This is a genomic window from Mesorhizobium sp. M1B.F.Ca.ET.045.04.1.1, from assembly GCF_003952465.1.
GTDB lineage: Bacteria > Pseudomonadota > Alphaproteobacteria > Rhizobiales > Rhizobiaceae > Mesorhizobium > Mesorhizobium shonense.
Genome location: NZ_CP034448.1, coordinates 2,394,877 through 2,410,213 on the forward strand (window position 1 = coordinate 2,394,877; position 15,337 = coordinate 2,410,213).

Annotated in this window: 13 protein-coding genes and 1 pseudogene; 7 read left to right on the top strand and 7 right to left on the bottom strand. The window is 64.0% G+C overall.

The genetic code is table 11. The features are described 5' to 3' along the window. Window positions 1–151 precede the first annotated feature (151 nt). The 7 genes from EJ071_RS11770 (at window position 152) to EJ071_RS11800 (ending at window position 7,913) form a co-directional block, all read left to right on the top strand. Complete coding sequence (locus EJ071_RS11770; RefSeq protein ID WP_126098011.1) at window positions 152–1,258, top strand: ABC transporter substrate-binding protein; 1,107 nt, start codon at window positions 152–154, stop codon at window positions 1,256–1,258. Between the two features lie 184 nt (window positions 1,259–1,442). Then, on the top strand, window positions 1,443–2,309 hold the full coding sequence (locus tag EJ071_RS11775; RefSeq protein ID WP_245460320.1) for an ABC transporter permease subunit: 867 nt from the start codon (window positions 1,443–1,445) through the stop codon (window positions 2,307–2,309). Continuing rightward, window positions 2,306–3,097, top strand: coding sequence for an ABC transporter permease (locus EJ071_RS11780; protein ID WP_126098013.1), 792 nt, complete (start codon window positions 2,306–2,308; stop codon window positions 3,095–3,097). The genes EJ071_RS11775 and EJ071_RS11780 overlap by 4 nt, the downstream gene beginning before the upstream one ends. Before the next feature lie 11 nt (window positions 3,098–3,108). Then, on the top strand, window positions 3,109–4,173 hold the full coding sequence (locus EJ071_RS11785; RefSeq protein ID WP_126098014.1) for an ABC transporter ATP-binding protein: 1,065 nt from the start codon (window positions 3,109–3,111) through the stop codon (window positions 4,171–4,173). 202 nt (window positions 4,174–4,375) lie between these two features. Further along, window positions 4,376–5,929, top strand: a complete 1,554-nt coding sequence (locus EJ071_RS11790; protein WP_126098015.1) for a sodium:proton antiporter — start codon at window positions 4,376–4,378, stop codon at window positions 5,927–5,929. Window positions 5,930–6,142: 213 nt separating this feature from the next. After that, complete coding sequence (locus EJ071_RS11795) at window positions 6,143–7,060, top strand: endonuclease/exonuclease/phosphatase family protein (RefSeq protein WP_126098016.1); 918 nt, start codon at window positions 6,143–6,145, stop codon at window positions 7,058–7,060. 7 nt (window positions 7,061–7,067) lie between these two features. Next, window positions 7,068–7,913 carry an EamA family transporter gene (locus tag EJ071_RS11800; protein ID WP_126098017.1) on the top strand — a complete coding sequence of 282 codons (846 nt, stop codon included), beginning with the start codon at window positions 7,068–7,070 and terminating at the stop codon, window positions 7,911–7,913. Between the two features lie 22 nt (window positions 7,914–7,935). Here EJ071_RS11800 and EJ071_RS11805 read toward each other — a convergent pair whose 3' ends face one another. The 7 genes and pseudogenes from EJ071_RS11805 to EJ071_RS11835 all read right to left on the bottom strand — a co-directional run bounded on the left by EJ071_RS11805 (window position 7,936) and on the right by EJ071_RS11835 (window position 15,281). Beyond that, the gene (locus EJ071_RS11805; RefSeq protein ID WP_126098018.1) at window positions 7,936–8,250 is read right to left on the bottom strand and encodes a Dabb family protein; all 315 of its coding nucleotides are present in this window, start codon (window positions 8,248–8,250) and stop codon (window positions 7,936–7,938) included. A 10-nt stretch (window positions 8,251–8,260) separates the two neighbouring features. Beyond that, a pseudogene (locus EJ071_RS11810) lies at window positions 8,261–9,888 on the bottom strand (choline dehydrogenase). Window positions 9,889–9,900: 12 nt separating this feature from the next. Then, window positions 9,901–10,662 (bottom strand): 3-ketoacyl-ACP reductase, encoded by a 762-nt coding sequence (locus EJ071_RS11815; protein WP_126098019.1) that lies wholly within the window; start codon window positions 10,660–10,662, stop codon window positions 9,901–9,903. Further along, complete coding sequence (locus EJ071_RS11820) at window positions 10,659–12,176, bottom strand: GMC family oxidoreductase (protein WP_126098020.1); 1,518 nt, start codon at window positions 12,174–12,176, stop codon at window positions 10,659–10,661. Before EJ071_RS11820 ends, EJ071_RS11815 begins: the two co-directional genes overlap by 4 nt. Window positions 12,177–12,244: 68 nt before the next feature. Further along, entirely contained in the window at window positions 12,245–13,360 is a 1,116-nt protein-coding gene (locus EJ071_RS11825; RefSeq protein ID WP_126098021.1) for an ABC transporter ATP-binding protein, read from the bottom strand. 20 nt (window positions 13,361–13,380) lie between these two features. Then, a complete protein-coding gene (locus EJ071_RS11830) occupies window positions 13,381–14,325 on the bottom strand; it encodes a carbohydrate ABC transporter permease (RefSeq protein WP_126098022.1) in 945 nt (314 codons plus the stop codon). Beyond that, window positions 14,322–15,281: a sugar ABC transporter permease gene (locus EJ071_RS11835; RefSeq protein ID WP_126098023.1), complete on the bottom strand. Its 960-nt coding sequence runs from the start codon at window positions 15,279–15,281 to the stop codon at window positions 14,322–14,324. The genes EJ071_RS11830 and EJ071_RS11835 overlap by 4 nt, the downstream gene beginning before the upstream one ends. Window positions 15,282–15,337 lie beyond the last annotated feature (56 nt).

Consider the following 15,337-nt stretch of genomic DNA (forward strand, 5'->3'; position numbering starts at 1 on the left):
TTAAGTGCGGGCTAATTGCTACAGTCCGTTAAAAAGAGTTAACTTTTTGTGCCGCGGGGCTCGGGTTTCAAAAAGCCTTCATCTGGCTGTCACACGAAAACGATACCCGCATCGCAGGCGCCCAGCGGCGCCAGTTCAACGGAGAGAACACATGTTCAAGTTCACGGGGAAAGTGCTTTCCCTCTCGGCCGCGGCGCTCTTTGCGTCGACGGTGATTTCGTCCGCGGATTCGCTGGACGACCTCGCCAAGGCCGCGAAGGCTGAAGGCCAGCTGACTGTCATCGCGCTTCCGCATGACTGGTGCGGCTACGGGGCGGTCATCGACGCTTTCAAGGCTAAGTATCCGGACATCAAGATCAACGAGCTCAACCCCGATGCCGGCTCCGGCGACGAGGTCGAGGCGATCAAGGCCAACAAGGACAACAAGGGCCCGCAGGCGCCAGACGTCATCGACGTCGGCCTGTCCTTCGGTCCGACCGCAAAGAAAGACGGCCTGATCCAGGCTTACAAAGTATCGACCTGGGATTCGATCCCGGACACCGCCAAGGATGCCGATGGTTTTTGGACCGGCGACTATTACGGCGTGCTGTCCTTCCTGGTGAACAAGGATCTCGTCAAGCAAGCGCCGGCCGACTGGGCCGACCTTTTGAAGTCGGACTACGCCAACACCGTCGCCCTGGCCGGTGATCCGCGCGCCTCGAACCAGGCGATCCAGGCGGTCTACGCCGCCGGCCTGTCCGGTGGTGCCGCTGCTGGTGAAGCAGCCGGCACGGCAGGTCTCGACTTCTTCAAGAAGCTCAATGCCGCTGGCAATTTCGTGCCGGTAATCGGCAAGCCGGCCACGCTGGCCCAAGGGCAGACCCCGATCCTGGTCACCTGGGACTACAACGCGCTTGCCGGCCGCGACACGCTGAAGGGCAACCCGCCGGTCGACGTCGTCGTGCCGAAGACCGGCGTCGTCGCCGGCGTTTATGTGCAGGCGATCAGCGCTTATGCGCCGCATCCGAATGCGGCCAAGCTTTGGCTCGAGTATCTCTACTCCGACGAGGGTCAGATCGGCTGGCTGAAGGGTTACTGCCATCCGATCCGCTTCAACGACCTCGCCAAGAGCGGCAAGCTTCCGGCCGACGTGATGGCCAAGCTGCCGCCGGCCGAAGCCTATGCATCGGCCGTGTTCCCGACCCTCGATGAGCAGGGCAAGGCCAAGGAAGCGATCACCAAGAACTGGGACGCCACTGTCGGCGCCAACGTGAAGTAGCAGAATGATACGGCCGGGCGGCTCTGGCCGCCCGGCTCTTCTCACAGACGGTAGCCGGCGCATGACCGATCTCTCGCTTTCCAACCAGACAATTGCGGGAAAGGCCGCGCCGCCCAGCGAGGCGCGCGCGTTACGGCTGCCGACGCAGTGGCTGGGCGTTGCGCCATTCTTCATCTTCGCCATTATGTTCCTGATCCTGCCCACGCTTTACCTGATGCTGGGCGCGTTCCAGAATGATGCCGGCGAGTTCACCCTCGAAAACATCATTGGTATCTTCGACCCGCCCAATCTGTCGAACTATTTGCAGTGCCAGATTAATTCCTGGGCTTCCTGGGTCGATGGAAACTGTAGCCTGCCCACGATCGTCGCCGCGTACTGGATCTCTATCAAGGTCAGCCTGGCCTCTTCGCTGATCGGCGCATTTGCGGGCCTGGCGATAGCCATCGCCATCGTGCGCGGCGGCCTGCCGGAGTGGATACGCTCGGCCACGCTGACCTTTTCCGGTGTGGCCTCCAATTTCGCCGGCATCCCGCTGGCTTTCGCCTTCCTTGCCACCCTCGGCCGGCTCGGCCTCGCCACGGTGCTCTTAAACACCGTGTTTGGTCTCAACATCTATGCGCACGGCTTCAACATCCTGTCCTTCTGGGGCCTGACGCTGACCTACGTTTATTTCCAGATTCCGCTGATGGTGGTCATCATCACTCCGGCGATCGATGGGCTGAAGCGGGAATGGGGCGAGGCGGCCGCCACGCTGGGGGCCACCACAGCGCAATACTGGCGCATGGTGGTCATACCGGTGATCTGGCCGAGTTTCCTCGGCACTGTGATCCTCCTTTTCGCCAACGCCTTTGGCGCCATCGCCACCGCTTACGCGCTGACCGGCTCGTCTTTGAACATCATTCCGATCGTGCTCTATGCGCAGATCCGTGGTGACGTGTTGCACAACGCGCATCTCGGCTATGCCATCGCCTTCGGCATGATCGTCATCACCGGCCTCGCCAATGTCTTCTACATCTGGTTCCGGACACGCTCGGAAAGGTGGCTGAAATGAAGACCGGACGCTTCTGGGCCTGGGTCGTTTTCATCCTTGGCGCGGCCTATTTCTTCATCCCGCTGATCGCGACGGTGGAATTCTCCATGCGCATGCGCCGCGGCGCCTATTCTTTCGACGCCTACCAGATCGTGTTGGGCGACGCGCGCTTCCAGGCGACCTTCATGTATTCGGTGATCGCCGCCATCTTCACCATCATCCTCGGCGTGCTGGTCGTGGTGCCGGCCGCCTACTGGATCCGGCTGCGGCTGCCGCAGATCAGACCGGTCGTCGAGTTCATCACGCTGTTGCCGCTGGTCATTCCGGCCATCGTCATCGTCTTCGGCTACATCAGGATGTATGGCTCGAACTCGCCGCTGCCCTTCCTGGCGAATGACACCGCGACCAACGCCCTGCTGGTCATCGGCTATGCCACGCTGTCGCTTCCCTACATGTACCGGGCGGTGGATACAGGCCTTCGCACCATCGACGTGCGCACGCTGACGGAAGCGGCGCAGATCCTCGGGGCGGGCTGGTCCACCATCATTACTCGGGTGATCCTGCCAAACGTGCTGATCGCTGTGCTCTCCGGCGCCTTTCTGACCTTCGCCATCGTCATCGGCGAGTTCACGATGGCCAGCCTGCTCAACCGCCCGGCCTTCGGCCCGTATCTGCAGAATATTGGCGCCAATCGCGCCTATGAACCGGCGGCGCTTGCCATCATCGCCTTTGCCATAACCTGGGGCTGCATGTCGCTGATCCAGATCCTGTCGCGTTTCGCGCCGAAATCGGCGAACCGCCCGAACTGAAAGAAGAAGCCATGGCCGAGCCGTTCCTCTCCATCCAGCATGTGCGAAAGGCCTTTGGCGCCACTACCGTGGTGCAGGATTTCAATCTCGATGTCGAGCCGGGCGAATTTGTCTCCTTCCTGGGTCCGTCCGGCTGCGGCAAGACGACGGTGCTGCGCATGGTCGCCGGCTTCGAGGAGCCCTCGGCCGGCAAGATCGTCGTCGGAGGCAAGGATATCACCAGGCTGAAGCCCAACCAGCGCAATGTCGGCATGGTGTTCCAGGCCTATGCGCTGTTCCCCAATCTGACGGTGGCGCAGAACATCGGCTTCGGACTGAAAGTAGCCGGCATGCCGAAGGCAGATGCCGACAGGCGCGTCGCCGAGATGCTCGACATCATCAAGCTGCCGCAGATGGGCGACCGCTACCCCTACCAACTTTCCGGCGGCCAGCAGCAGCGCATTGCGCTGGCGCGCGCGATCGCGCCGAAGCCGAAACTCTTGCTGCTCGACGAGCCGCTGTCGGCGCTCGACGCCAAGGTGCGGGTGTCGCTGCGCGAGGAAATCCGCTCGATCCAGAAGAAGCTGGGCATCACCACCATCTTCGTCACGCACGACCAGGAAGAGGCGCTGTCGATCTCCGACCGCATCGCCGTCATGTATGGCGGCAGGGCCGAGCAGGTCGGCACGCCCTTCGAGATCTACAATCGGCCGGCGACCAAGTTCGTCGCCAATTTCGTCGGCACGCTCAATGTGCTGGAAGGCAAGGTCACCGATGCCTCCTCGGGCAAGGTGCAGGTCAACGCGCAGGAGGTCTCGCTCAAGGGCAAGCTCAACGGCTCGAAGTCCGGCGACACGCTGTCCTTGGCACTGCGGCCGGAAGCGATCTCGCTGGCGCGCCAGCCCGGCCATGACACCAGCCTGTCGGGCGAGATCGCCGAAGTGCATTTCCTGGGCTCGGTCATCCGCGTGCGCGTCGGCATCGGCGGCAACACGGTTTCGCTCGACACCTTCAACAACTCCGCGACGCCGCCGCCCGTTGTCGGCGAGAAGGCGGACATCTCCTTCTCGTCGGGCGACATGCTGGTGCTGCATTAGCGAAGCTGGAGCGCCGCGTTCCTTCACACCCCCCTCTGTCCTGCAGGACAGAGGGGGGGTGCTGTCCCGCCAGCGCTTCGGATTTCTGCACCGCAGGGGCGTTCTGGGACGATCCGATTCACACTGCCAATCTTGCCGGACAATCAACAGCATCCTATCGGAAGGCACTGCCAACTCGCCCGCTTCGCCGCTACGATGAGCCATGGCGCTGTTCGAAGTCACCTTGATCCTGCTTTTGATTGCCGTCGCGCTGACGGCGCTGTCACGCTGGCTGGAGGTGCCTTATCCGTCGCTCCTTGCCCTGGCCGGGGCAGGGCTCGCCTTCCTGCCGGGCGCCCCGATGATCGAGATCGATCCGGAACTGGCGCTGGCGCTGTTCATCGCGCCTGTGCTTCTCGATGCCGCCTATGACACATCGCTGCGCGACCTGAAGCGCTACCGGCTGTCGCTGGTGCTGCTGGCGCTCGGCGCCGTCGTCTTCACCACCGTGGTCGTTGCCTTCGTCGGCTGGAAGATGGCCGGCCTGCCAATCGCGGCGGCGATCGCGCTCGGCGCCATCGTCGCTCCGCCGGACGCCGTGGCGGCGAGCGCCGTGCTCAACCAATTCAAGGTGCCGCACCGGCTCACCGCCATCCTGCAGGGCGAGAGCCTGCTCAACGATGCCACGGCACTGCTGATCTACCGGATTGCGGTTTCGGCCGCCATCGGCTCGGTCATGCTGAAGGACGCGGTGCCGGTGGTCCTTTTATCGACGGTTGGCAGCGTTGCCGCCGGCTATCTGTTCGGGCGCATCTCGCTGCTGACCCTGACGCGGATCGAGGATGCGGCAAGCAGCACCGTGGTGCAGTTTGCCGGAACCTTCGCGGTCTGGATCATCGCCGACAGGATCGGCCTCTCCGCCATTATCACCATCGTCGTCTATGCCATCACCATCGCGCGCACCGCACCGCGCCACATGACGGCGAGGCGCCGCGTCAGCACCTATTCGGTCTGGGAGTCGGCGGTGTTCGTGCTCAACGTGCTTGCTTTCGTGCTGATGGGCCTGCAGGCACGGTCGATCGTCGGCCGGCTCTCCGGCGAGGGGCAAGGCGATGCATTTGCCTTCGCCGCAACAGTGCTGGCCGTCGTCATCGTGGCGCGCCTCGTCTGGGTGCTGGCTTATGTCGCCATCATGAGACGGTTTGCCCGCTTCGACAGCGAAGAACAAAGGCGGGATGCGCCGACGTTTCGCGGTGCCGTGCTCGTCGGCTGGTGCGGCATGCGCGGGCTGGTGACGCTGGTCGCGGCTATTGCCTTGCCGACGGGCTTCCCCGGCCGTGATCCGATCGTGCTTGCCGCCTTCGCTGTCGTGCTCGGCACGCTGGTGCTGCAAGGCATCAGCCTGAAGCCGCTGCTGCGCCGGCTCGATTTCGAGCGGGATACGACGGTGGACCGCGAGGTGGCCCAGGCGCGCGTTGCCATCATGCAAGCCGCGCTCGACGTGCTGAGCCGCAAGACGACGGCCGCAGCCGCGGTCGTGCGCGAGCAGTACGAGGCTCAGCGTCTGGTCGCCGAGAATCCGGAAGATGCGCAGGCGGCCACCGAATACGACCGGCTGCGCCTCTATGCCATCAACCGCCAGCGCGACACGCTGGAGGAGCTGCGCCGCAACGGCACGATCGGCGACGAGGCCTACCACCGGCTGGAAGAGGAGATCGACTGGGCCGAGCTGGCTGCATCGCCGGCCGGACGGTTCCAGCCGCTCACGACTTATTAGAGCAATTCCAGGAAAAGTGCGTAACGGTTTTCCGTCCGGAATTGCGTAAAAACAAATGGTTAGAGCAGTTCAGCGTTTCGTGAAACGATGAACCGCTCAAGGGATGGGCCGATCCGGTGATTATCGGCTGGACCATTTCGCGTGCCGCCACGGTCCATTGCAACGCCATCGGCGGGGCGCTACTGCGGTCATCGGAATTGAGCCGGTTAATCGATGAAGCTGGTAAGCTACAATATCCAGTACGGGTTCGGCAGCGACGGCCGCTACGATCTCGCGCGCGCAGCGCGCCTTGTCGATGGCGCCGACATCATCGCGTTGCAAGAAGTCGAGCGGCACTGGCAGCGCAGCAATGGCGACGACCAGCCGGAGATGCTTTCACGGCTGCTGCCCGACTATTACTGGGCCTATGGCCCGGCCTTCGACATGGACGCCAGCGAAAAGCGTGACGACCGGGTCGTGAACCGCCGGCGGCAGTTCGGTACGATGGTGCTGTCGAAGCTGCCGATCGTCTGGTCAAGGCTGCACGTGCTGCCGCTGCGCCGCACGCTCAGGCCGCTCAACACCCGCAACGCGGCGCTGGAATGCATGATCCGCACGCCGGCGGGACCCGTGCGGGTTATCTCGCTGCACCTTGCGCATATCGCGGCCGAGGAGAGGCTGGAACAGATCGACTATCTGCTTGGCGAGCATCGCCGTGCGCCGTCCGACGGCGGCCCGTGGAGCGGCGCCGACGATGAGCCGCAGCGCAATTGGAGCAATGGCGAGCCCGAACCGGAAAACCCGCTGGCGGCGATCTGGCTTGGCGATTTCAATATGGAACCGAGAAGCGCCGAATACCGGCGCATCGTCGGCAGCACGCCCTATCATCGCGCCGCCGCCTATCTCGGCGGCTTCGTCGACGCCGCTTCCGTCGCCAGCGAGCCCGTGCCGGACTTCCATACGCACGAAAAGATCATCGACGGCAGGCTGGCGAAACGACGGCTCGACCATTGCTTCGTCGGCGGCGTGCTGGCCGGGCGGGTGCGCTCGGTCGGCGCCGACATCGGGGAGGTGGCTTCGGACCATTTCCCGCTCAGGGTCGATATCGATCTGGAAACGCCGGGCATTGCCCCAGGCCTGGCGGGCAGGTGAACCGGGCATGACGCTTTTCGTCTTCCTTGCGGTGCTCTCGGCCGCCGCCATGCATGCGATCTGGAACGCGCTGGTCAAGGTGCATCTCGACCGCTTCCTGTCGATCACGCTGATGACGCTCGGCATGGGATTTGCGGCGCTCCTCGTTCTTCCCTTCGTCGAGATACCGAAAGCGGAGGTGTGGCCGTTCATTCTCGCCTCGGTCTTCTTCCATATGGGCTACCGGACGTTCCTGATCAGCGCCTACAAGGCCGGCGATTTCGCCCAGACCTATCCGCTGGCGCGCGGCACCGCGCCACTGCTTTCGGCGCTCGGCGCCATCGTCCTGGTCGGGGAGGTTCCTGCGCCGCTCGCGATCGTCGGCATCGTGCTGTTGTCGATCGGTACGTTTGTCATGTCGTTTCGCGGCGGCGTGCATCTGGAGCGGTTCAACCTTCGCGCGGTCGGCTTCGCGCTTGGCACCTCGATCTTCATCGCCAGCTATACGCTGTCCGACGGCAGCGGCGCGCGGCTGGCGGCAACCGCGCAAAGCTATGCAGCCTGGCTGTTCGTCTGCGACGCTGCGTGGGCGCTGGTGCTATGCGTTGCCTTCCGTGGCCCGCAGTCGCTCCCCATGCTGGCGCGCGACTGGAAGGCAGGGCTTTTCACCGGCGTGCTCAGCGGCGCAGCCTACTGGATCGTGATGTGGGCGATGACCAAGGCGCCGATCGCCTCGGTCGCGTCGCTGCGCGAGACCTCGATCCTGTTCGCCATGCTGATCTCGGTGCTGGCGCTGGGCGAGAAGATGACGGCTTGGCGCGCCACCGCCGCGCTCGGGATCGTCGCCGGCGTGGTGGCGCTGCGGTTGGGATGAATCCGCAACGTGCCGTCCCGCTTCAGCCGGAAATTTCCAGATCGAAGACCATCAACCCGTCGGTGCCGCCATCAAGGGCGGCGACCAGCCGGGCGCCGGCGCGCCGATGCGCTTCGTGCACCAGATAGGCGTCGCGGGCGGCGGCATCGCGGAAATCGATGGTGAAGCCATGGCTGAAGCCGCGCGCGAAGGGCTCGGGGCTGACATTGGCGCTGAAATGGACCTTGCCCATGCCGTCGATCAACGAGCGCAGCCCCTCCAGATCGGCGTGGATCGCCATGTGCTCGGAGGTGGAGACATCGTCGCGGAAGCGGACGAAGACGCAGTGCCTGATCATCGATGTTCCCTCAAGCCGCCTGGTTGCCTTTGAACACGGCCGGCGGCAACGGCTCGCGGCCAAGAATCAGATCGGCGCCTTTTTCGCCGACCATGATCGTCGGTGCGTTGGTGTTGGAGGAGGGGACGCGCGGCATTACGGAGGCATCGCAGACGCGCAGGCCGTCGATGCCGCGCAGCCTCAGATCCGGCGTCACCACCGCCATTGCGTCATGGCCCATGCGGCAGGTGCCGACCGGATGGTGGTCGGTCTTCGAGGTTCGGCAGGCATAGTCGAAGAGCTCGGCGTCGCTTTGCAGGGCAGGGCCCGGCAGCACCTCGCGCAGCACATAGGGCTGCAGCGCCTTCTGGCGCATGATCTCGCGCGCCAGCCTAAGGCCCTTGATCGACATGTCGCGATCATAGGGGTCGGACCAGTAATTCGGATCGATCAGCGGATGATCGGCCGGATCGGCGCTGTTCAGCCGCACCGTGCCGCGCGAGCGCGGACGCAGGAAAGCCGAGTTCAGCGTCACGCCCGGGTTCTTCAGCTTCTCGACGCCGGCCTCGATGCCGGAGCCGAGGCCGAGATGGAACTGGATGTCGGGCGAGGCGGCCGTCGGGTCGGCGTACCAGAAGCCGCCGGTCTCGAACAGGCTGGAGGCGACCGGGCCCTTCTTCAAAAGCAGATATTGCAGGCCGGCCCATAGCGTGCGGTGCAGCTTGGCGTAGTTGTCATAGGTGTGGTCGCCGGTGCATTCGGCGATGACGAACAGGTCGAGATGGTCCTGCATGTTGGAGCCGACGCCGGGCAGGTCGTGGACCGGCGTCACGCCGACCGATTTCAGATGGTCGGCTGGTCCGATGCCGGACTGCATCAGGAGCTTCGGCGAGCCGATGGACCCGGAGGAGGTGATCACCTCTCGCTCGGCGCGCAATATGGTCTTCTCGCCGCCGGGCTTGTCGACCATCTCGACGCCGATGGCGCGGCCCTTCTCGATGACGATGCGGGTGACGAGCACGTCGGTTCGGACCGCAAGGTTCTTGCGGGTGCGAATCGGCTTCAGATAGGCGACCGAGGCGGACGAGCGCCGCGCGTCCTTCTGGGTGAGCTGGTAGTAGCCGACGCCCTCCTGGCTAGAGCCGTTGAAATCCGGATTGAAGGGGATGCCCATCTCCTGGCCGGCGCGGAAATAGGCCTCGCAGATCGGCAGCGGCGAAATCGGGTTGGAGACGCCGAGCGGGCCCTGGTCGCCGTGATAGTCGTTGGCGAAACGCTGGTTGTTCTCGGCGCGCTTGAAATAGGGCAGCACGTCGCGATAGCCCCAGCCGGTGAGGCCCTCTTCCTTCTCCCAGGCATCGTAGTCGCGGGCGTTGCCGCGCGTGTAGATCTGCGCGTTGATCGACGAGCCGCCGCCGACGACCTTGGCCTGCGTGTACCAGAAGACGCGGTCCTTCATGTGCTTCTGCGGCACGGTCGACCACCCCAGGAGGCGATGCCCTTGGTCATCTTGGCGAAACCCGCCGGCATATGGATCAGCGGATGCCAATCCTTGCCGCCGGCTTCGAGCAACAGCACCGAGATCGAAGGATCCTCGCTCAGCCGGTTGGCCAGCACGCAGCCGGCCGGGCCGGCGCCAACGATGATGTAATCAGCCATTGTTCCACTCACTCACAAGCGGGGCACGGAAAGCGCGCCGTCGACATCGATGACCGATCCGGTCGAAAAACCGAATTTCCCCGAGGCCAGCGCCGCGACCACGTTGCCGATGTCGGCGGTCTCGCCCCAGCGTTTTGCCGGCACCAGGCCGCCATCGATCAGCGCGTCATATTTGGCGGAAACGCCGGCGGTCATGTCGGTGCGGATGATGCCTGGCCGGACCTCGAACACGCCGATACCTTCGGCGGCGAGCCGCAGCGCCAGGTTCTTCACCCACATGGATAGGCCGGCCTTGGAAATGCAGTAGTCCGCACGCTCAGGCGAGGCCATCGCGGCGCTGACCGAGGTGATGGTGATGATCGATCTGGTCGCGCTTGAGGGGGTTGCTAGCATCGCTTTGGCGACGGCCTGGCTGAGGAACACCGTGCCGCGCAGGTTGATATCCAGCGCGCGATCGAAATTTTCCGGCTTCAACTCCAGAAGGTCGCCGCGCACCACGGCGCCTATGCCGGCATTGTTGACGAGGCAGTCGATGCGGCCGAAGGCATCCGTAGCCGTTGCAACCAGTTTCGGATGTCCGGCGAGATCGGCGATATCGCAGCGGGCGTAGGCGAATTTCGCGCCGCGCGCTGCGATGTTCTTGGCAAGCCCGTCGGCAGGCTTGTCGGCGAGGTCGGCGACGAGGATGTCGAAGCCGGCATCGGCAAGCGCCTCCGCGCAAGCCAGCCCGATGCCGCGCGCGCCGCCGGTGACGATGGCCGCCGGGCGGGTCATGCTGCAAGCTCCGTCTTGCGGATGTGGTCGGCGACGCGCAGCGCCTGGGCCGCGATCGACAGCGCCGGGTTGACCGCAGCGGACGTCGGCAGGAAGCCGCCGTCGACGACGAACAGGTTCCGGTGGTCGTAGGCACGGCAGAACGGATCGAGCGGCGCCGTTGCCGGATCGTTGCCCATGCGCACGGTGCCGCACTGGTGCGAGGGCGTGCGCTTGTCGAAGGGGCGCGACAGCACGATCGGATAGCCGCAGGCGCGGAAGTTTTCGCGCATCACCTTGGTCAGGCCTTCCAGCGACTGCATGTTGGAGCGCCGCCACTGCATGACGATCTCCTTGCCGTCGACCATGATGCGACTTTCGGGATCGGGCAGGTCCTCGCACATCAGGTACCAATCGACGGCGTGGCCGGCCATGAAATCGAGCGCGAACTTCGGCGCCAGCTTCACATTGGCCCTCAGCATGTTGCCGTCGATCTTGCCGAGCAACTGCACATTGCCCAACGGCTTGCCGCCCTTGCCGTCCGACAGATAGTAGTCGTTGAGCATCAGCGTCTTCTGGTAGACGGCGTCGTTGCGGCGGCGCGGGTCGATCGCCAGCATCGCGCTCGAATTGTGGTTCATGAAATTGCGGCCGACCTGGTCGGAGCTGTTGGCGAGGCCTTTGCCGCCCGCCTTGCCGTTGCCGGCGGAAGGCGAGCGCAACAGCATGACGGCGGAGTTGACCGCGCCGGCCGAGAGGATGACCAGCTTCGGCGACAGCGTCTTTTGCGAGCCGTGCTGGGTATAGTGGATGGCGGCGATCGACTTGCCGTCCGGAGAGGGCTCGAGCCAATCGACATGCGCGCCCGTTTCGAGCCGTATGTTTTTGTCCACGAGGGCTGCTGTCAGCGGCCCGGTTTGGGCGTCGACCTTGCCCTGGCCGGTATTGGGGAAAGCATCCCAGCCGGTCTTGCCGTCCTTCAGCCAGGCTTCGATGTCGACACCGAGCGGCAGCGAAGCGGGATGCAGGCCGAGGCCTTTGAGTTCGGCGCGGGCGCGCGCGATCGAAGGTTCGTCGGGCACCGGCTTGAAGGCATAGGGGATCGAATGGAACGGCTCGGTCGGATCCTCGCCGAGCGAGCCGCGCACGCGAAAAAGCTGCTCGGCCTTCGAGTACCAGGGCTCGAACTCGTCATAGGAAAACGGCCAGGCCGGCGACACGCCGCCGAAATGCTCGAGCTCGGAAAAGTCCTCCTTGCGGTAGCGGATCAGCACCGCGCCGAAGAATTTCGAGTTGCCACCGACATAGTAATAATTGCCGGGATTGAAGGCCGCGCCGCCGGACTCGCGCCACATCTCCTTCGGCCGGTAATGCCCGTCGATGAAGATCGAGCGCGTCGAACGCGCATGCGGCGTCGCTGGCAGCGGCTCGCCGCGCTCCAGGATCAGGATCGAGGCGCCGCTGCCGGCCAAGCCGGCGGCGATCGTGGCGCCGCCGATGCCGGAGCCGATGATGACGATATCCGGACTTGTCATAGTCTAAGGGTCTTTATTTTGATGCATGTCGTTGCCCCAAAACCGGAGCCACTTTTGGGCGACATGCATCAGAGGATGCGCTTCTCGGTCGCCGGATCGAAGAACACCGCCTTGCTCAGGTTAAAGGCCAGCGGCGTGCTGGTGCCGGGCTGGATCCTGGCATCGGCACGCAGCCGCGCCACCACGCCCTTACCACCGAGATTGGTGACCGCGAACGTATCCGATCCCGCCGGCTCGACCACCTCGATGTGGCAGTCGGCGGTGGCGATCTCGGATCCGTTGCGCTCGGCGCCTTCCGGATCGGTCAGCGCTTCCGGGCGAACGCCGAAGATCACCGGCTTGTCCTTGAAGGCCGCAAGGCCGGCCGGCGCGCCGGGCAGCGACAGCGTGATCGGCTGGCGCGCCTCGCGGTCGAGCACGACGGACAAGCCGCTGCCATTGGCGCCGATCTTGGCCGGGATCAGGTTCATCGCTGGCGAGCCCATGAAGTCGGCAACGAAGATGTTGGTCGGGTTGTTATAGATTTCGGCCGGCGTGCCGAACTGCTGCACCTCGCCGTCGCGCATCACGGCGATCTTGGTCGCCAGCGTCATCGCCTCGATCTGGTCGTGGGTGACATAGACGATCGTCGTGCCGGTCGTGGCGTGTAGGCGCTTGATCTCGATGCGCATGTCGACGCGCAGCTTCGCGTCGAGGTTGGACAGCGGCTCGTCGAAAAGGAAGAGTTTCGGGTCGCGCACCAGCGCGCGGCCCATGGCGACACGCTGGCGCTGGCCGCCGGAGAGCTGGCTGGGCTTGCGCTGCAAGAGATGGCCGATCTGCAGGATCTTGGCCACCTTGTCGATCGCCGCCTGCCGTTCCGCCGCCGGCACGCCGCGCATCTCCATGCCGAAGGCGATGTTTCCGGCGACCGTCATGTTCGGATAGAGCGCGTAGCTCTGGAACACCATGGCGATGTCGCGCTTCGAGGGATGCAGATCGTTGATCGCGCGGCCGTCGACGCGGATCTCGCCCTCGGTGATGGTCTCCAGGCCGGCGATGGTGTTGAGCAGCGTGGACTTGCCGCAGCCGGACGGGCCGACCAGCACGAGGAAGCCGCCCTTTTCGAGCTCGACATCGATGCCCTTCAGGATCTCGACATTCCCGAAGCGCTTCTTCAGCCCATCAATTTCCAGAAAAGCCATGGTCGTTCCTTCAAAAAAGATCAGCCCTTGACCGCGCCAGCCATCAGCCCGCGCACGAAATAGCGGCCGGCGACGACATAGACGATCAGGGTGGGGAGCGCGGCGATCATCGCCGCGGCCATGTTGACGTTGTATTCGACGACGCCGGTCGAGGTGTTGACGACATTGTTCAGCGCCACCGTCATCGGCATCACGTCGCCGGAGCCGGCATAGGCGGAGGCGAACAGGAAGTCGTTCCAGATGTTGGTGAACTGGTAGATCACCGTCACAACGATGATCGGCAGCGAATTGGGCAGCATGATGCGCCGAAATATCTGGAAGAAGGAGGCGCCGTCGACCTGTGCCGCCTTGATCAGTTCGGTCGGGAAGGCCTCGTAGTAGTTGCGGAAGAACAGCGTGGTGAAGCCGAGGCCATAGACCACATGGACGAAGACCAGGTTCACCGTCGAATTGCCGAGGCCGAAGTTGAACCCGGTCGCGTTCCGCAGGGTGGCGCCGAAGCGGCCGATGCTGCCAAGGATGGTTGCCATCGGCAACAGCACCGACTGGAACGGGATGAAACAAGCAAACAGCATCATCGCGAAGACCAGCGTGTGGCCGCGGAAGCGCCATTTGGTCAGCACATAGCCGTTGAGCGCGCCGAGCAGCGTCGAGATCAGCACCGCCGGCACGACCATCTTGATGGAGTTCCAGAAATAGCCCTTCATGCCAACGCAGGTCAGGCCCGAGCAAACTTCGCTCCACGCCTTTATCCATGGTGCGAAAGTCGGCGCATGCGGCAGCGACAGCATGTTGCCGTTCTGGATCTCGTCCATGGTCTTGAACGAGGTGACCAGCATGACGAAGAGCGGCATCAGGTAGAAGATCGCGAACAGCGCGAGCAGGCCGTAGATCACCATGCGGTTGAGCATCCTGGCGCGGACGCCGGTTGAGGCCTGGCGAGCGGGTGAAGTGACGGCGCTCATCGCGACTTCTCCCTGAGCTCGGAATAGAGATACGGAACGATGATGGCCGTGATGGTCATCAGCATGATCACCGCGCTCGCCGACCCGACCGCCATCTCGTTGCGCTTGAAGGTGAACTCATACATGAAGTTGGACGGCAGCCAGGCGGAGCCGCCGGGCCCGCCGCTGGTCAGCGCCACGACAAGGTCATAGGACTTGATGGCGAGGTGGGCGAGCACGATGAAGGCCGAGAGGAACACCGGCCGCAGCAGCGGAATGACGATGCGGCGGTAGAGCTGGAAGGTGGTGGCGCCGTCGATCTGCGCGGCCTTCATGATCTCGCCGTCGATGCCGCGAAGGCCGGCCAAAAACATCGCCATGATGAAGCCGGAGGCCTGCCAGACGCCGGCGATTACCACCGTGTAGATGACGAAGTCGTTGTTCTTGATCCAGTCGAAATGGAAGCTCGTCCAGCCCCATTGATGCAGCGTCTGCTCCAGCCCGAGGCCGGGGTCGAGGAACCATTTCCAGGCGACGCCGGTGACGATGAAGGAGAGCGCCATCGGGTAAAGGTAGATCGGCCGCAGCATGCCCTCGCCGCGGATCTTCTGGTCGAGCAGGATGGCCAGGAACAGGCCGAGCGCCAGGCAGATCAGGATGTAGAGGAAGCCGAAAATGCCCATATTGGTGATCGAGGTGTACCAGCTCGACGGCGGGTCGCTCTCGAAGGTCCAGCGCCACAGCCGCTGATAGGCGCGGGCACCGGTGATGGCGTAGGACGGGAAGGTCTTGGAGTTGGTGAACGACAGATAGATCGTCCACAGGATGAAGCCATAGACGAAGACGATCGTCGCCGCGAAACTCGGCGCCAGGACGATCTTCGGCAACAGGTCCTGCAATCGCGAGCGGACGGTCGCGGTGGGGCGGGCGTCGTGCTCCGGTGTCAGCTTCGCGGTGGTTTCGGCAACTGTGCTCATCGGCTCATCCAGTACCGGTTGGTCGGGAGCTGCCCGGCACGACAGCGCGCCAGGGT